The 16,775-nt window shown below is 72.9% G+C and carries 15 protein-coding genes and 1 tRNA gene; 15 read left to right on the top strand and 1 reads right to left on the bottom strand.

Going from position 1 to position 16,775, the window contains the following annotated elements; translation table 11 throughout:
- The first annotated feature begins 162 nt into the window (after positions 1-162).
- The 8 genes from ACWEQL_RS07975 to ACWEQL_RS07940 all read left to right on the top strand — a co-directional run bounded on the left by ACWEQL_RS07975 (position 163) and on the right by ACWEQL_RS07940 (position 7,896).
- Positions 163-1,869, top strand: a complete 1,707-nt coding sequence (locus ACWEQL_RS07975) for a DUF885 domain-containing protein (protein ID WP_452149331.1) — start codon at positions 163-165, stop codon at positions 1,867-1,869.
- A 285-nt stretch (positions 1,870-2,154) separates the two neighbouring features.
- A complete protein-coding gene (locus tag ACWEQL_RS07970; RefSeq protein WP_452149371.1) occupies positions 2,155-3,666 on the top strand; it encodes an MFS transporter in 1,512 nt (503 codons plus the stop codon).
- Positions 3,667-3,757: 91 nt separating this feature from the next.
- Entirely contained in the window at positions 3,758-4,675 is a 918-nt protein-coding gene (locus ACWEQL_RS07965) for a carbohydrate kinase family protein (protein WP_452149330.1), read from the top strand.
- 99 nt (positions 4,676-4,774) lie between these two features.
- Positions 4,775-5,665: a trypsin-like serine peptidase gene (locus ACWEQL_RS07960; RefSeq protein ID WP_452149329.1), complete on the top strand. Its 891-nt coding sequence runs from the start codon at positions 4,775-4,777 to the stop codon at positions 5,663-5,665.
- An 89-nt stretch (positions 5,666-5,754) separates the two neighbouring features.
- Positions 5,755-6,498: a hypothetical protein gene (locus ACWEQL_RS07955; RefSeq protein WP_452149328.1), complete on the top strand. Its 744-nt coding sequence runs from the start codon at positions 5,755-5,757 to the stop codon at positions 6,496-6,498.
- 60 nt (positions 6,499-6,558) lie between these two features.
- Positions 6,559-6,912 carry a hypothetical protein gene (locus ACWEQL_RS07950; protein ID WP_452149327.1) on the top strand — a complete coding sequence of 118 codons (354 nt, stop codon included), beginning with the start codon at positions 6,559-6,561 and terminating at the stop codon, positions 6,910-6,912.
- Positions 6,913-6,918: 6 nt separating this feature from the next.
- Complete coding sequence (locus ACWEQL_RS07945; RefSeq protein ID WP_452149326.1) at positions 6,919-7,398, top strand: hypothetical protein; 480 nt, start codon at positions 6,919-6,921, stop codon at positions 7,396-7,398.
- Between the two features lie 84 nt (positions 7,399-7,482).
- On the top strand, positions 7,483-7,896 hold the full coding sequence (locus tag ACWEQL_RS07940) for a PPOX class F420-dependent oxidoreductase (protein ID WP_452149325.1): 414 nt from the start codon (positions 7,483-7,485) through the stop codon (positions 7,894-7,896).
- An 89-nt stretch (positions 7,897-7,985) separates the two neighbouring features.
- Here ACWEQL_RS07940 and ACWEQL_RS07935 read toward each other — a convergent pair.
- A tRNA-Arg gene (locus ACWEQL_RS07935) sits at positions 7,986-8,057 on the bottom strand.
- A gap of 184 nt (positions 8,058-8,241) precedes the next feature.
- On the opposite strand from ACWEQL_RS07935, the gene ACWEQL_RS07930 reads away from it, so the two are divergent.
- The 7 genes from ACWEQL_RS07930 to ACWEQL_RS07900 form a co-directional block, all read left to right on the top strand.
- Positions 8,242-8,664, top strand: a complete 423-nt coding sequence (locus tag ACWEQL_RS07930; RefSeq protein ID WP_452149370.1) for a response regulator — start codon at positions 8,242-8,244, stop codon at positions 8,662-8,664.
- Between the two features lie 139 nt (positions 8,665-8,803).
- A complete protein-coding gene (argS, locus tag ACWEQL_RS07925; protein ID WP_452149324.1) occupies positions 8,804-10,465 on the top strand; it encodes an arginine--tRNA ligase in 1,662 nt (553 codons plus the stop codon).
- Between the two features lie 90 nt (positions 10,466-10,555).
- Positions 10,556-11,950, top strand: a complete 1,395-nt coding sequence (gene lysA, locus ACWEQL_RS07920; protein WP_452149323.1) for a diaminopimelate decarboxylase — start codon at positions 10,556-10,558, stop codon at positions 11,948-11,950.
- A 137-nt stretch (positions 11,951-12,087) separates the two neighbouring features.
- Positions 12,088-13,380: a homoserine dehydrogenase gene (locus ACWEQL_RS07915; protein ID WP_452149322.1), complete on the top strand. Its 1,293-nt coding sequence runs from the start codon at positions 12,088-12,090 to the stop codon at positions 13,378-13,380.
- An 8-nt stretch (positions 13,381-13,388) separates the two neighbouring features.
- Positions 13,389-14,477 (top strand): threonine synthase, encoded by a 1,089-nt coding sequence (gene thrC / locus ACWEQL_RS07910; RefSeq protein WP_452149321.1) that lies wholly within the window; start codon positions 13,389-13,391, stop codon positions 14,475-14,477.
- Positions 14,478-14,873: 396 nt separating this feature from the next.
- Positions 14,874-15,791, top strand: a complete 918-nt coding sequence (thrB, locus tag ACWEQL_RS07905; RefSeq protein ID WP_452149320.1) for a homoserine kinase — start codon at positions 14,874-14,876, stop codon at positions 15,789-15,791.
- Positions 15,792-16,390: 599 nt separating this feature from the next.
- The coding region (locus tag ACWEQL_RS07900) for a Rho termination factor N-terminal domain-containing protein (RefSeq protein WP_452149319.1) at positions 16,391-16,775 on the top strand (385 nt) is incomplete at its 3' end.

The following is a 16,775-nucleotide window of genomic DNA, read 5'->3' as shown; positions in this document are numbered from 1 at the left end:
GCGGTACTTTCCGAACGATTGTTTGCGGCTCGCCCGCGCGGGCCCGCGCCCCCGGTCGGTCGCCCCGGCCGGCTGACCGGTCGGCCGTCGCGGACCGGCCGGTACCGGGCCAATCGCCCGAGAGCCCCTTGCAATCGGGCGGGGCCGCGAAATGATGTCCGAATGGTTGAAGAACTGATCAGCTCCGACGGCACCACCCCTCGCCGTATCGCCGACGCCCATGTGCAGGCCCTCGCGGAGCTCGACCCGCTGCTCGCGGTCTACCTCGGGCTCAACCCCGATGACGACCGCCTTCCCGACTTCTCGCCGGCGGGCCGCCGGGCCATCGCCGACCTCGCCCGCCGCACCCTGGCCGAACTGACCGGGGCCGAGGAGGCCGGGCGCGCCGAGGACGAGGCCGAGCGGCGCTGCGCCCGGCTCCTGCGCGAGCGGCTGACCGCCGAACTCGCCGTCCACGACGCGGGCGAGCACTACCGGTCCGCGGTGCGCAACCTGGGCTCCCCGGTCCATGACATTCGTGACGTGTTCACCCTGCTGCCCACCGACACCGAGGAGCAGTGGGCGCGGATCGGGCGCCGGCTGGCCCGGGTGCCCGAGGCCCTGCGGCTCTACCGCGAGCTGCTGGCCGAGGGCGTCGAGCGCGAACTGCTGGCCGGCCCCCGCCAGGTGGCGACGCTGGTCGAGCAACTGGGCGAGTGGCTGGAGGGGGAGAGCGGCGGCTGGTTCGGCGCCTTCGTCCAGGCCGCCCCGGAGGGGCAGCGCCCCGTGCTGACCGAGCACGCGATCGCCGCCGCGGCCGGGCTGGCCGAGCTGCGCGACTGGCTGCGGGACGTCTACGGCCCGGCCGCCGCCGACGCCCCGGACACCACCGGCCGTGAGCGCTACGGCCGCTGGGTGCGTTACTGGACCGGCTCCGACCTCGACCTCGACGAGGCCTACGCGTGGGCCTGGGGCGAGTTCCACGACATCCACGCCCAGCAGCGGGCCGAGGCGGAGAAGCTGCTGCCCGGCGCCACCCCGATGGAGGCGATGCGCTGGCTGGAGACCGAGGGCCCCTCGATCAAGGGCGAGGACGCCGTCCGCGAGTACCTCCAGGGCCTGATGGACCGCGCGATCGCCGACCTCCAGGGCACCCACTTCGACCTGGCCGAGCCGGTCACCCGGGTCGAGTCCCGGCTGGCCCCGCCCGGGAGCGCCGCCGCGCCGTACTACACCGCGCCCTCGCTGGACTTCAGCCGCCCCGGCCGGACCTGGCTGCCGACCATGGGCCGGGAGTCGTTCCCGGTCTGGGACCTGGTCTCCACCTGGTACCACGAGGGCGTCCCCGGCCATCACCTCCAGCTGGCGCAGTGGGCGTACGTGGCCGACCGGCTCTCCACCTACCAGGTCAGCCACGGCGGGGTCAGCGCCAACCTGGAGGGCTGGGCGCTGTACGCCGAGCGCCTGATGGACGAGCTGGGCCACCTCACCGACCCCGGCCACCGGCTCGGCTACCTCAACGCCCAGATGCTGCGCGCCCTGCGGGTGATCATCGACATCGGCATGCACGCCGGCCTGGAGTTCCCGGCCGACTCCCCGTACCGGCCCGGCGAGCCGGTGCTGCCGGAGGCCGCCCGGGAGTTCTTCGGGCTCTACTGCGGGCTCGCCCCCGAGGTGCTGGACAGCGAGCTGATCCGCTACCTGGGCATGCCGGGTCAGGCGATCGGCTACAAGCTGGGCGAGCGGGCCTGGCTGCGCGGCCGCGCGGCGGCGAAGGCGGCCCACGAGGCGCGCGGCGAGGTCTTCGACCTCAAGGCCTGGCACATGGCGGCGCTGTCGCAGGGCTCGCTCGGCCTGGACGACCTGGTCGCGGAGCTGTCCGCGCTGTAGCCGCCGCGGTGCCGTGCGGAGGGTAGGAGGCGGGGCCCCGGGTCGTAGGACGGCCCGGGGCCCCGGGCGTAGGGGTGTTTAGGGCTTTGGTCCGATCTACCCGATTTGATCAGGATTTTCCTTGCATCTCATCGCGCCGAGCGTTTGGCTGGAAGGCGACTGCGTGACCTCTCCGTACCTCTCCGGAAGGCTCCCCCAGTGTCTGCGCAACCTGCCACCACAGGAAACGAGGCGGCGGACAGCCGCCGATGGTGGGCGCTGGCCGTCATCGCCATCGCCCAGCTGATGATCGTTCTCGACATCACGATCGTGAACATCGCCCTCCCCTCGGCCCAGGAGGACCTGGGCATCTCCGAGGCCAACCGGCAGTGGGTGATCACCGCCTACACGCTGGCCTTCGGCGGACTGCTGCTCCTCGGCGGACGGCTCGGCGACCTCTTCGGCCGCAAACGCGTCTTCATCATCGGCCTGCTCGGCTTCGCCCTGGCCTCCGCCCTCGGCGGTGCCGCGAGCGGCCCGGCGATGCTGTTCGCGGCCCGGGCCCTGCAGGGCGCCTTCGGGGCGCTGCTGGCCCCGTCGGCCCTGGGCCTGCTCTCCACCACCTTCTCCGACCCCAAGGAACGCAGCACCGCCTTCGGGATCTTCGGCGCGATAGCCGGCGGCGGCGCCGCGATCGGGCTGATCCTCGGCGGCCTGCTGACCGAGTACCTGAACTGGCGCTGGTGCCTGTTCGTCAACACCCCGATCGCCGTGGTCGCCGCCTTCGCCGCGGCCTCCGTGATCACCTCCGACCACATCGCCAAGGGCCGGCGGATCCCCCTGGACCTGCCCGGCGCGGTGCTGGGCTGCGGCGGCCTGCTGGCCATCGTGTACGGCACCTCCGAGGCCGTGACCCGGGGCTGGGGCGACTGGCTGGTGCTGTCCGCGCTGGGCTTCGGCGTGCTGCTGCTGGTGCTCTTCGTCCTGGTCGAGAAGCGCTCCCCGCACGCCCTGCTGCCGCTGCACATCGTCGGCGAACGCAACCGCGGCGGCGGCGCGCTGTCGGTCGGCCTGGCGATGATCGGCATGTTCGGCCTGTTCCTGTTCCTCACCTACTACCTGCAGATCATCAAGGGCTACTCGCCGGTGCTCACCGGCGTGGCGTTCCTGCCGATGACCGGCGCCATCGTGCTGGCCTCCACGGGTCTGGCCGCCCGGCTGATGGTCAGGGTGCCGTCCCGCAACCTGATCGCCCCCGGGCTGCTGCTGGCCGCCGCCGGCATGGCCTGGCTGACCCAGATGAAGGTGGACAGCCCCTTCGCGAGCATGGTGCTGCCCGCCGAACTGCTGCTGGGCTTCGGCATGGGCCTGGTGTTCATGCCCTCGATGAGCCTGGCCACCCTCGGGGTCGCCCCGCACGAGGCGGGCGCCGCCTCGGCCACCATCAACTCGGCCCAGCAGGTCGGCGGTTCCTTCGGCACGGCGCTGCTGAACACCATCGCGGCCAGCGCCACCGCGAGCTTCCTGGCCACCCGGATCGCCTCCGATCCCGCGGTCCAGGCCGAGGGCGCGGTGCACGGCTACGTGGTGGCGACCTGGGTCGCGATGGGCATCCTGCTCCTCGCCGCGCTGGTCGCCTTCCTGATGATCGACCACCGGCCGGCGCCCGGTGAGGCGGAGGGCGTGCCACCGTCCGCCGGGGCGGGCGCGGCCGTGCCCGCCGCCGAGGGCGCCGCGGTCGAGGCCAGGGCGGCCGAGGTGAGGGCGGCCGAGGTCACCTCCGACGTGCCCGCCTCCGGACGGGAGAGATCTTCCTGAAACTTTCCGCAATCCGTTGCGCAGTCACTCCGGCGCCTGCTTGACTCCCGGTCAGCACCACCCACCCATCGGGAATCGAGGAGGCGCCGCCGTGTCCGCAGCCACCGACTTCGACCTGCTCGTCGCCGGCGGCGCCGGTGTCGACACCATCGTCCGGCTCGACCGCCTGGAGCTGCCGCCCGGCGAGTCGCACCACGTCCCGCCGGTCCACGACTACGTGGCCCACACCGGCAACGGCGTCGCCCTCGGCGCCCACCACCTCGGGCTGCGCACCGCCTTCATCGACCACCTCGGCGACGACCCGCAGGCCGAGCTGATCCTCGCCGCGTACCGGCGCCACGGCCTGCTCTTCGACCACCTGGTCTCCCCGCACGGCACCCCGCGGGCGGTCAACCTGGTCGACGCCGAGGGCCGCCGCTTCTCCTTCTACGACGGCCGCCACCCCGCCGACCTGCGGCTCCCGCGCGCCTTCTACCTCCCGTACGTGGAGCGCAGCCGCCACGTCCACCTGTCCATCACCGGCACCAACCGGGACATGTTCGAGGACATCCGGCGGCTCGGCCGCACCTCCTCCACCGACCTGCACGACTGGGACGGCCGCAACCCCCACCACCGGCACTACGCGGTCAACGCCGACCTGGTCTTCCTCTCGGTGGCCGGCTGCCGCGGCCGCCACGAGGAGGTCATGCGGACGGTCCTGGCCGAGGGCCGCGCCGAGCTCGTGGCCGCCACCGCCGGCGCCGAGGGCAGCTACCTGCTCACCCGCGACGCCCCGCTCCAGCACCTGCCCGCCGTCGACCCCGGCCGTCCGGTGGTCGACACCAACGGCGCCGGGGACGCCTTCGTGAGCGGCTTCCTGGCAGCCCGGTTCGCCGGCCGGACACCGCTGGAGTGCGCCCGGGCCGGCTCCGTCGCCGGCGCGCACGCCTGCACCACGGCGGGCACCCACACCGCCTTCGCCACCGCCGGGGATCTCGGGCTCGGCCGGCCCCAGCCCCTGGCCCCGTAGCTTTCTCATCCGGCTCACAGCAGGGCCTCACCGCCCCGCAAGAGCGCCGCACCAGACTTCGGACGGAACCCGTACCGCCGAGGCCAGGAGCGACGACCCATGGGCCAGCACCGCCGCAGACCCCGTCGCCGCCGACTGCTCGCCCCGGTGCTGCTGCTGGCCCTCGGCGCCCTGGCCGCCGCGGGCCTGCTGAGCGGCAACCGGCCCCCGGCGACCCGGGCCGCCTCGGCCACCGCCCCGCCGTCGGCCGGGGCGTCCGCCCTGCCGTCGGCCGGGGCGTCCGCCCTGCCGTCCGCGGGCGGGGCCGGGGCCGCGGACGAGGCCGTGCCCTCGTCGGCGCCGTCCTCGTCGGCTCCGTCCTCGTCCGCGCCGCCCGAGTCGGCCGGCGTGGGCGCCCTGTTCAGCGGCACGGTCGAGGCCGGTCACCACTTCTGCACCGCCAGCGTGCTGCACAGCGTCACCGGCAACCTGCTGCTGACCGCCGCCCACTGCCTGGACGACCCGGCCGGCATCACCTTCGTCCCCGGCTACCACGACGGCGCCGCCCCGTACGGCAGCTGGCAGGTCACCGCCGTGCACACCACGTCCGGCTGGTCGTCCGACGGCGACGAGGACGAGGACTTCGCCATCCTGGAGACCGCCCCGAGCGCCGGGCGCACCGTCGAGTCTGTGGTCGGCGGCAACGAGCTGGGCACCGGCGAGCCCGTCGGCACCGCCGTGCGCCTCTACGGCTACCCGAGCGACGAGGAGACGGTCCGGCTCTGCACCAACACCACCGGCCGCGAGAGCGCCCACCAGCGCGTCATCGACTGCCCCGACTACCCGGGCGGGACCAGCGGCGGCCCCTGGATCAGCACCGTCACGGGCCGGGTGATCGGCGCGATCGGCGGCCACCAGGAGGGCGGCGACGACCCGGACACCTCGTACAGCGTGCTCTTCGACGACGGCATCACCGCGCTGTACGCGGAGGCGGTGGCCGCGGCCTCCTGAGCTTCCCTACCCGCCAGTTTGAACATGTTCAGTTCGTATGGCAGGCTCGGTCACGCGTTGATCCACTCAAGCCGGGGGGCCTGTTCACCATGCGTCGCACCACCGTCCTCACCGCCGCCGCAGCGGCGATCGTCCTCACCCTCCTGACAGGCTGCGAGGGCGACGGCGGCGGGAAGGCCGCTCCGGCGGCGTCCTCGTCCGTCACCGCCTCCGCCTCCGCGCCGGCAGCCGACGCGGCGGCCTTCGACCCCGAGCGGGCCCTGGCGGGCGCGAGCAAGGAGCCGTACGCGGTCTCCGTGAAGATGACCAACGAGGTCGCCGGCACCGCCGCGGTGACGGCGAAGCTCCGGCAGAACCGCAACACCGCCGAAGGTGGCCGCGGTGAGATCCGGTCCACCACGATCGGCCTCGCGCAGGAGTTCGTCATCACCGCCGACGCCACCTACCGCCGTGAAGCCGACACGCCCGGCGCCCCGTGGACCAGGACGACGACCCCCGATGTCGGCTCGCCCGACTACGCGGCCCACGCCAGGCTGCTGCTCGCCCAGGGGCCGGCGGCCCGCAAGGGCATGGAGACCCGTGACGGCGTGCCGGTCTTCCACCTCGCCGGCCGCCTCGACGCCGGGCAGATCGCCGGGAGCGACCCGGTCACCCACCGCATGTTCAAGTCGTCGGGCTCGGGCCTGGGCATCGACCTCTGGATCGACGCCCAGGGCCGGACCCGTTACGTCGAGCAGACCGCCACGACGCCGGGCGGCGCCGTGATGGTCATCAAGGTCACCCTCTCGGACTTCGGCCCGCCGGAGACCTTCGCGGCCCCGATCACCGGCTGACCCGTTCCCCCGGAAATCAGTTCGATCACCGGCCCGACGGCGTGACAAGCTCGGCCCGCAATGATCCGTACGAACCCGGGGGACCCCTTCACCATGCGCCGCACCACCGCGCTCACCGCCGTCGCCACGGCGATCCTCCTCACGGCCGTCGCGGGCTGCAAGGAGGACGGCGCCGCCGCCCCGGCGACCGCCGCCGCGACCGCCTCGGCCGCCGCGACCGCCTCGGCCACCGCGACCGCATCCGCAACCGCGACCGCATCCGCAACCGCGACCGCCGCGAGCGCCACGCCGACCGTTCCGGGCGCCTTCGACCCCGAGCAGGCCCTGGCGGGCGCGAGCAAGCGACCGTACGCGGTGACCATGACCGCCGTGACCGAGCTCGACGGCGAGACGGTCATGACGGCGACCATGTGAGGGAACTTGGGCGTCCCGTTCACCGGCCGCGCCGAGATGCGCTCGTCCGACAAGTCCGTCCGGATGGAGACGATCGTGACGGCGGACGCCATGTACGTCCGCGACCTCTCGGACCCCGGGAAGGCGTGGATGAAGGGCCCGCGTACCGCCGAGAGTGCGCAGGGCGATTACACCGAGTACGCCAAGCTGCTGCTGGCCCAGGGGCCGGCGGCCCGCAAGGGCATGGAGACCCGCGACGGCGTGCCGGTCTTCCACCTCGCCGGCCACCTCGACATCGAGCAGATCGCCGAGATCGACCCGCGCGCCTACCGTTCCTACAAGTCGAAGGGCGTCACTGGCTTCGACCTGGACCAGTGGATCGACGCCCAGGGCCGCACCATCTACTTCGAGCAGCGGCTGCCGATGCGTGGGCACCAGGGGACCAACAAGGTCACCTTCTCGGACTTCGGCCCGCCGGAGACCTTCGCCGCCCCGACCGCCGGCTGACCCGGCCCGGCCCGTACCGGGACGGCCCGCCGGGATCGCGGAACCCGCTGCGCGGGCGGCGGGTCCGGGGCTACCGTCAAGATCATGACAGTGACCCTGAGCCCCGCCGTCCGCAAGCTCCTGGACGACCCCAACCCCGCCGTCCTCGCGACCCTGGCCGCCGACGGCTCCCCGCAGTCCTCGGTGGTCTGGGTCGGCCGGGACGGCGACGACCTGGTGATCTCCAGCCAGGCCGGCCGCGCCAAGGACCGCAACGTCCGCCGCGACCCGCGGGTCAGCCTGACCGTCTACGCCCTGGACGACCCGCTGGTCTACGCCGAGGTCCGGGGCCACGCCACCGTCACCGAGGACACCGGCCGCGCGCTGGCCGTCGAGCTCGCCGAGCGCTACGAGGGCCCCGGCGCCGGCCGGGAGTACCTGGACCTGCCGCCCGAGGCCGTCCGCATCGTCATCCGGATCACCCCTCAGCGCGTCGTCGGCAGCGCCACGAGACTCTGACCCCACCCGGGCCCGCCCCGGAGAACGCCGAAGGCCCGGGTCGGTGGACAATTCCACCGACCCGGGCCTTCGTTGCACTTCTCGCGAAGTGCCCCCGGCAGGATTCGAACCTGCGCACCCGCCTCCGGAGGGCGGTGCTCTATCCCCTGAGCTACGGGGGCCTGCTGTCGTCGCCCGCTTGCTGCGACGTGGAGAACATTACCAGGCTCAGGCCGTGCTCCGTGCACGGGTTTTGGCGGAGCGTGCGCGCGCCCGCGCGGGGGTGGACGGCGGGGTGGGTGGCGGAAGTGCGCAAAGGCCGGACGGGGTGCCGGGCGCGCCGATACCCTCGGTGAGGTGTCGGGAGTGTCCGGGCGGGTCCTCGTGGTGGACGACAGCGAGGTGATCCGCCAGCTGATCCGGGTCAACCTGGAGCTGGAGGGCTTCGAGGTGGTGACCGCCGCCGACGGTGCCGAGTGCCTGGAGGTCGTCCGCCGGGTGAGGCCCGACGTGGTGACGCTGGACGTCGTGATGCCGCGGCTGGACGGGCTGCGCACGGCTGCCCGGCTGCGCGCCGCCCCCGGGACGAGCCGGCTGCCCATCGCGATCGTCAGCGCCTGCACCCCGGCGGACCTCGACCGGGGTGAGTCGGTCGGGGTGGACGGCTACCTCGGCAAGCCCTTCGATCCGGCGGACCTGGTGGCCCTGGTGTGGCGGCTGATGGCGCTCGGCCGGGGCGACGGACGGCCCGGCGGCTACGCATACGGCTTCGGGGACGCGGGCTACTGAGCCGACCGCCCGAGCGGCCCGCCGATTCAGCCCTCAGCGAACACGGCCGGGAGAGATCGCCGCTGACCACCGCCGATGCCCGTCTCAACGGGCAAACCGAGTGGCGGGCGGTGCCCCCGTCTCGCCTACGCTTGGCGTCGTGACACCCGCAGAGCTTTCCCAGGCAGTCCAGGCCGCAGTGCGCGCCGCCGTCGAGGCGGGCGAGCTGGCCGTCGCCGTGCCCGAGCACGTGACGGTGGAGCGGCCCAAGAACAGGGACCACGGCGACTACGCGACCAACGTGGCCCTCCAGCTCGCCAAGGCGGCCGGCAGGCCGCCGCGAGCCGTGGCCGACCTGGTGGCCGACCGCCTGCGAGTGCTGCCCGGGGTCGCGAAGGTCGACATCGCCGGGCCGGGCTTCCTGAACATCACCCTCGACGCCGCGACCCAGGGCGCGCTCGCCCGCACGATCGTCGAGGCCGGCGCCGCGTACGGCCGCAACGAGGCCCTCAAGGGCCTGAAGATCAACCTGGAGTTCGTCTCCGCCAACCCGACCGGCCCGATCCACATCGGCGGCGTCCGCTGGGCGGCCGTCGGCGACTCGCTCGCCCGGGTGCTGAAGGCGACCGGCGCCGAGGTCACCACCGAGTACTACCTCAACGACGCCGGCGTGCAGATCTCCAAGTTCGCCGGCTCGCTGCACGCCGCCGCGAACGGTCGCGAGGTGCCGGAGGGCGGCTACGTCGGCGAGTACATCGTCGACATCGCCAAGGCGATCACCGACGCCGTCCCGGGCGTGCTCGACCTGTCCGAGGACGAGCAGCTCAAGGTCTTCCGCGCCGAGGGCCTCAAGCTCATGGTCGCGGAGATCAAGCGCTCCATGGACGAGTTCGGCGTGCACTTCGACACCTGGTTCTCGGAGAAGTCGCTGCACGACTCCGGCGCCGTCGAGAAGGCCATCGAGCGGCTGCGCGAGCAGGGCCACGTCTTCGAGCAGGACGGTGCCATCTGGCTGCGCACCACCGACTTCGGCGACGACAAGGACCGCGTCCTGATCAAGGCCGACGGCGAGACCACCTACTTCGCCGCCGACGCCGCCTACTACCTCTCCAAGCGGGACCGCGGCTCCGACGTCTCGGTCTACATGCTGGGCGCCGACCACCACGGCTACGTCAACCGCCTCAAGGCCATCGTGGCCTGCGCGGGCGACGACATGGACCGCAACATCGAGGTCCGCATCGGCCAGTTCGTGAAGATGATCCGTGACGGTGAGGAGGTCCGCATGTCCAAGCGGGCCGGCAACATCATCACGATCGACGACGTCGTCGACTGGATCGGCGTGGACGCGGCCCGCTACACCCTCGGCCGTACGCCCACCGACTCCACGATCACGCTCGACATCAACGTCCTGACCAGCCAGACCAACGAGAACCCGGTCTACTACGTGCAGTACGCGCACACCCGGATGTGCGGCGTCGCGCGCAAGGCCGCCGAGCTCGGTGTCGACAAGGGCCCGGCCGAGGGTTTCAAACCCGAGCTGCTCTCCACCCAGTGGGAGAACGACGTCCTCGGCGTCCTCGGCGAGTTCCCGAAGGTGCTGGCCACGGCCGGCGAGCTGCGCGAGCCGCACCGGGTCGCGCGCTACCTGGAGCAGCTCGCGGGCAAGTACCACCGCCTGTACGAGAACTGCATGTTCCTCCCGAAGGGCGACGAGGAGCTCACGGACACGCACCGGGCCCGGCTGTGGCTGGTCGAGGCCACGCGAACGGTCATGGCCAACGGCCTCACGCTGCTCGGCGTCACGGCCCCCGAGCGGATGTAGCACCAACCCCCAGCGCACAGCCGGGGGCGGTGGACGGTCAACGGGGACCGTCCACCGCCCCTCGCCATAGGTCCAGGAAGACTGAAGATCATGAGCCGCTCCGCACATCCCGCAGGTCCCCGTCACGGTGACGTGCTGCCCGAGGGCCACTACCAGGCCCCGCCCGCCGACCTCAACGCGCTGGACCCCAAGGTCTGGTCGAGGACGGTGGCGCGCGACGCCGAGGGCGTCGTGACCGTCGGCGGCCTGGACGTCAAGCGGCTGGCCGCCGAGTTCGGCACCCCCGCGTACCTCATGGACGAGGAGGACTTCCGTGCCCGCGCCCGCGCCTGGCGGGACGCCTTCGGCACCGACGCGGACGTGTACTACGCGGGCAAGGCCTTCCTCTCCAAGGCGGTCGTGCGCTGGCTGCACGAGGAGGGCCTGAACGTCGACGTGTGCAGCGGCGGCGAGCTGGCCGTGGCGCTGGCCGCCGGGATGCCCGGCGAGCGGATCGCGCTGCACGGCAACAACAAGTCCGTCCCCGAGCTGGAGCAGGCGGTCAAGGCCGGCGTCGGGCACGTCGTGGTCGACTCCTACGAGGAGATCGAGCGGCTGGCCGCGATCGCCGATCGCCAGGGCGTGCGCCAGCGGGTGCTGATCCGGGTCACCGTCGGCGTCGAGGCGCACACCCACGAGTTCATCGCCACCGCGCACGAGGACCAGAAGTTCGGGCTCTCGCTCACCGGTGGGGCGGCCGCGGAGGCCGTGCGCCGGGTGCTGGCCCACCCGGACAGCCTGGAGCTGCGCGGCATCCACTCGCACATCGGCTCGCAGATCTTCGACACGGCCGGCTTCGAGGTCGCCGCCCGCCGGGTGGTCGGCCTGCTGGCGCAGATCCGCGACGAGCACGGCGTGCAGCTGCCCGAGATCGACCTCGGCGGCGGCCTCGGCATCGCGTACACCAGCGACGACGACCCGCGCGAGCCGGCCGAGATCGCGGCCGCGCTGGCCGAGATCGTCCGCCGCGAGTGCGCCGCCGCCGACCTGGCCGCCCCGCGCCTGAGCGTCGAGCCCGGCCGCGCGATCGTCGGCCCGACGGCCTTCACGCTGTACGAGGTGGGCACCGTCAAGCCGCTGGAGGGTCTGCGCACCTACGTCAGCGTGGACGGCGGGATGTCCGACAACATCCGTACCGCGCTCTACGACGCCGAGTACTCGGTGGCCCTGGTCTCGCGTACCAGTGACGCGGAGCCGATGCTGGTACGGGTGGTCGGCAAGCACTGCGAGTCGGGCGACATCGTGGTCCGGGACGCCTTCCTGCCGGCCGACCTGGCCGCGGGCGACCTGATCGCGGTGCCCGCCACCGGCGCGTACTGCCGCTCGATGGCGAGCAACTACAACCACGCCCTCAAGCCCCCCGTGGTGGCCGTCGCGGACGGCGCGGCCCGGGTGATCGTCCGGCGCGAGACGGAGGAGGATCTCCTGCGTCTCGATATCGGATGACGAAATCCTCGTCTCAGATCATGGAACGACCGTAGATCCGTGCGGAAAGTCCCGGAGACTGGTACGGACCGAACTTCCGGCGGACCCCGAAAAAACCGCCGGAAACCGAGAGCACGACTAATGCAGAGCGGAGTCGGATGATGCGTACGCGGCCGCTGAAGGTGGCGTTGCTGGGCTGTGGTGTGGTGGGCTCCGAGGTGGCGCGCATCATGACGACGGACGCCGCCGACCTCGCCGCGCGCATCGGCGCGCCGGTCGAGCTCGCCGGCATCGCGGTCCGCCGGGCCGGCCGGGTGCGTCCGGGCGTCCCGGAGCACCTGATCACCACCGATGCCGAGGCCCTGGTCAACCGGGGCGACATCGATGTGGTCGTCGAGGTGGTGGGCGGCATCGAGCCGTCCAAACACCTGATCCTCTCGGCGTTCCGGCAGGGCGCCTCGGTGGTCAGCGCCAACAAGGCGCTGCTCGCCAAGGACGGCACCGAACTGCACGCGGCCGCCGCCGGGGCCGGGGTGGACCTCTACTACGAGGCCGCGGTGGCCGGCGCGATCCCGCTGATCCGCCCGCTGCGCGAGTCGCTGGCCGGCGACCGGGTCAACCGGGTGCTGGGCATCGTCAACGGCACCACCAACTTCATCCTCGACAAGATGGACACCACCGGCGCCGGCTACTCGGAGGCGCTGGAGGAGGCCACCGCGCTGGGCTACGCCGAGGCCGACCCGACCGCCGACGTGGAGGGCTTCGACGCCGCCGCCAAGGCCGCGATCCTGGCCGGCATCGCCTTCCACACCACGGTCACCGCGGCGGACGTCTACCGCGAGGGCATCACCGAGGTGACCGCCGCCGACATCGCCTCGGCGAAGGAGATGGGCTGCGTGGTCAAGCTGCTCGCGATCTGCGAGCGGGCCGCCGACGGCGGCTCGGTGACCGCGCGGGTGCACCCGGCGATGATCCCGCTGTCGCACCCGCTGGCCTCGGTCCGCGAGGCGTACAACGCGGTGTTCGTCGAGGCCGAGGCGGCCGGGCGGCTGATGTTCTACGGTCCGGGCGCGGGTGGCGCGCCGACCGCCTCCGCGGTGCTCGGCGACCTGGTCGCGGTCTGCCGCAACAAGCTCGCCGGCGCCACCGGTCCCGGTGACTCGGTGTACACCCGGCTGCCGGCCAAGCCGATGGACGAGGTCGTCACCCGCTACCACGTCAGCCTGGACGTGGACGACCGCGCGGGTGTGCTCGCCCAGGTGGCGTCCGTCTTCGCCGAGCACGGTGTCTCCATCGACACCGTGCGCCAGCAGGGCCGCGACGGCGACGCCTCGCTCGTCGTGGTCACCCACCGCGCCACCGACGCCGCGCTGTCGGCGACGGTGGACAAGCTCCGCGCACTGGACAGCGTGCGCGACGTGGCCAGCATCATGCGGGTCGAAGGGGAGTAGGAACAGCCATGAACGCCGTGATCGACAGAGGCGCCCACACCCACCAGTGGCGCGGCCTGATCGAGGAGTACCGCGACCGTCTGCCGGTCGGCGACAGCACGCCCGTGGTCACCCTGCTGGAGGGCGGCACGCCGCTCGTCCCCGCCCAGGTGCTCTCCGAGCGCACCGGCTGCGAGGTCTACCTCAAGGTCGAGGGCGCCAACCCGACCGGCTCCTTCAAGGACCGCGGGATGACGATGGCCATCTCCAAGGCCAAGGAGGAGGGCGCGCAGGCCGTCATCTGCGCCTCCACCGGCAACACCTCGGCCTCCGCCGCCGCCTACGCGGTGCGCGCCGGGATGGTCTCGGCGGTGCTGGTGCCGCAGGGCAAGATCGCCCTCGGCAAGATGGGCCAGGCGCTGGTGCACGGCGCGAAGATCCTCCAGGTGGACGGGAACTTCGACGACTGCCTCACCCTCGCGCGTGAACTGTCCGAGAAGTACCCGGTGGCGCTGGTCAACTCGGTGAACCCGGTGCGGATCGAGGGTCAGAAGACCGCCGCCTTCGAGATCGTGGACATGCTCGGCGACGCCCCGGACATCCACGTCCTGCCGGTCGGCAACGCGGGCAACATCACGGCGTACTGGAAGGGTTACCGCGAATACGCGGCGGACGGCCTGGCCGCCCGCACCCCGCGGATGTGGGGCTTCCAGGCCTCGGGCTCGGCCCCGATCGTCGACGGCGCCCCGGTGCTCAAGCCGCAGACCATCGCCACCGCGATCCGGATCGGCAACCCGGCCTCCTGGGACTTCGCGCTCGCCGCGCGGGACGAGTCGGGCGGCCTCATCGACAAGGTGACCGACCGTCAGATCCTCTCCGCCTACCGGCTGTTGGCCGCGCAGGAGGGCGTCTTCGTGGAGCCCGCCTCGGCTGCCTCGGTGGCCGGTCTGCTGGCCAAGGCGGAGGCCGGACTGGTCGACCCGGGCCAGCGGATCGTCTGCACGGTGACCGGCAACGGCCTCAAGGACCCGGACTGGGCGGTGGCCGGCGCGCCGCAGCCGCAGATCGTCCCGATCGACCCGGAGGCCGCCGCGCGGCGCCTCGGACTGCTGGGCTGAACCGTCCGCGGATCGGGCCGAACACGGTCAAGAATCCGATTCGGTCGCAACTGGGCGGGGGGCGGACCGACCCTTTCGGGGGTCGGTCCGCCGCCGTCTTCGACTGACACTTTTGTGTCAATTCCCTCGACCATTCCGGCGCCATTCCGGAGTGCCTCCGGCGCGAATTCCGGCCAGAACCGGCAACACACCAGACCGAGGGCCCACGGGGTGTACCGCTGTGGAACCTCTCTTCGATACTCTGGGTCCGGCCGTGTGGCACATGCCCCGGGCCCGGTCCCGTCGCGGACCGCGCCATCGACTGTGACCGTCCGCCCCGGCCGGGGCCCGCGGCCCGCCCCCACCCTCGCACCGACGCGCTTCGCGCCGCCCGATTTCCCCAGGAGAGTCCACCGCATGGCCGGTCCTGCGTTCCGTGCCGCCGCCGTCCGGGTCCGGGTTCCCGCGACCAGCGCCAACCTCGGCCCCGGCTTCGACGCCTTCGGACTCGCACTGGGTCTGTACGACGACGTGGTCGTCCGGGTCGCCGACTCCGGACTGTCCGTCGACATCGCCGGTGAGGGCGCCGAGACCCTGCCCCGTGACGAGCGCCACCTGCTGGTCCGCTCGATGCGCGCCGCCTTCGACCGCCTCGGCGGACAGCCGCGCGGCCTCGAAGTGGTCTGCGCCAACCGCATACCGCACGGCCGCGGCCTGGGCTCCTCCTCGGCCGCCATCTGCGCGGGCATCGTGGCCGCCCGCGCGGTCACCATCGGCGGCCCGTCCGCCCTCGACGACGACGCGCTGCTGGCCCTCGCCTCCGAGCTGGAGGGCCACCCGGACAACGTCGCCGCCTGCCTGCGCGGCAACTTCACGGTGGCGTGGACCGACGAGGAGTCCGCCAAGGCCATCGCGCTGGAGCCGTCCCCGCAGGTCGTCCCGGTGGTCTTCGTCCCGGGCACCGAGGTGCTCACCGAGACCGCCCGCGGCCTGCTGCCCAAGAGCGTGCCGCTGGCCGACGCCGCCGCCAACACCGGTCGTGCCGCGCTGCTGGTGGAGGCCCTGACCCGGCGCCCCGAGCTGCTGCTGGCCGCCACCGAGGACCGGCTGCACCAGGACTACCGGGCCTCGGCGATGCCGGACAGCGCCGCCCTGGTGGCCGCCCTGCGCGCCGAGGGCGTGGCCGCGGTGATCTCCGGGGCGGGACCGACCGTCCTGGCGCTCACCGACGAGGCCGGCGCCGAGAAGCTGGCCGACTTCGCCGGCCCGGAGTTCTCCGCGCACCGGCTGGAGCTGGACCGCGCCGGCGCCTCGGTGCTCCCGCTCGACGGCTGAGCACCGCCCCGTCCGAGGGGCCCGGCGCGGTGCCGCCGGAGCCGGGTCCTCCGGACACGATTGGCAAGCGCAAGGCTGGGGAATGTCTGAGGGGGTCGGTAGTGTTAACCTCATTGCTGCACCAGGTGCCCTCCGGGGCTCGGTGCGCCGCGTCCCGATCCCAGCACTCCGCTGCCGCGGAGTCCCGGCGATGTACGGGGCGACGATTCTCCGGGAGCCCACCGCAGCGCGTACGCAGCCTGCCTGCGCGAATGCGGCCGCATCCCGAAGCCGTGACGGCACCTGACTCCCACCCGCGGCCTCCCACCTGAGGCCAGGACGGGCGGAGCGCGGGCCGCCGTCACGCGACGGGGGCCCGGGATTCGCAGGCAGCGTGGGGGTTGCTCCGGCCGGAGGCCGGGGGAAGGTCGGTGTACGACCGGCCCACCGCGCCACTCAGCACCACCGTGCTTACGCACCGCACCTCGCAGCTCTCTCCCGACTGGATACGCCATTCGGGGGATCACCGCCTCGGACCGACGCAGTCGAGCGTTGGTCAGGACAGCACAACCGGTCGCCGAGCCAGACAGGCCGACGTCCGCTCCAGGGAAGGACCCTTAGTGAGCGACACCACCGATCTGATGGGCGCGCGCCCGGACGCCGAGGCGTCGGACGCCACCGCCCCCGCGGCTCCCGCCCGGCGCCGTCGCAGCGCCGCCGCGGGCCTGGACGGTCTCGTCCTGGCCGAGCTGCAGAAGCTCGCCTCGACGCTCGGCATCAGCGGCACGGGACGCCTGCGCAAGAGCCAGCTGATCGAGGCCATCAAGGAGAAGAGCGGCGGGGACCCGCTGCTCGCCGGCGCCGCGCCCGCCGCGCCGGCCGCCACCAAGCGCGCCCCGGCCGAGGCCGCCCCCGCCGGGGCCGCGCCCGCCCGGCTCGGGAGAGCCCACCTCAGAAATCCCGTCCCACCGGTGAACATCTCGGTTGTCGGCTTGTGGGGGTTAA

This window comes from Kitasatospora sp. NPDC004240 (assembly GCF_053603215.1).
This window is presented reverse-complemented; position numbering and strand designations above follow the sequence as displayed.

Excerpts from the sequence above, each read along its gene's own strand:
- ACWEQL_RS07975 (WP_452149331.1), top strand. The coding sequence starts at position 163 with ATGGTTGAAGAACTGATCAGCTCCGACGGCACCACCCCTCGCCGTATC.
- ACWEQL_RS07970 (WP_452149371.1), top strand. The coding sequence starts at position 2,155 with ATGATCGTTCTCGACATCACGATCGTGAACATCGCCCTCCCCTCGGCC.
- ACWEQL_RS07960 (WP_452149329.1), top strand. The coding sequence starts at position 4,775 with ATGGGCCAGCACCGCCGCAGACCCCGTCGCCGCCGACTGCTCGCCCCG.
- ACWEQL_RS07955 (WP_452149328.1), top strand. The coding sequence starts at position 5,755 with ATGCGTCGCACCACCGTCCTCACCGCCGCCGCAGCGGCGATCGTCCTC.
- ACWEQL_RS07950 (WP_452149327.1), top strand. The coding sequence starts at position 6,559 with ATGATCCGTACGAACCCGGGGGACCCCTTCACCATGCGCCGCACCACC.
- ACWEQL_RS07940 (WP_452149325.1), top strand. The coding sequence starts at position 7,483 with ATGACAGTGACCCTGAGCCCCGCCGTCCGCAAGCTCCTGGACGACCCC.
- lysA (WP_452149323.1), top strand. The coding sequence starts at position 10,556 with ATGAGCCGCTCCGCACATCCCGCAGGTCCCCGTCACGGTGACGTGCTG.
- ACWEQL_RS07915 (WP_452149322.1), top strand. The coding sequence starts at position 12,088 with ATGATGCGTACGCGGCCGCTGAAGGTGGCGTTGCTGGGCTGTGGTGTG.
- thrC (WP_452149321.1), top strand. The coding sequence starts at position 13,389 with ATGAACGCCGTGATCGACAGAGGCGCCCACACCCACCAGTGGCGCGGC.
- thrB (WP_452149320.1), top strand. The coding sequence starts at position 14,874 with ATGGCCGGTCCTGCGTTCCGTGCCGCCGCCGTCCGGGTCCGGGTTCCC.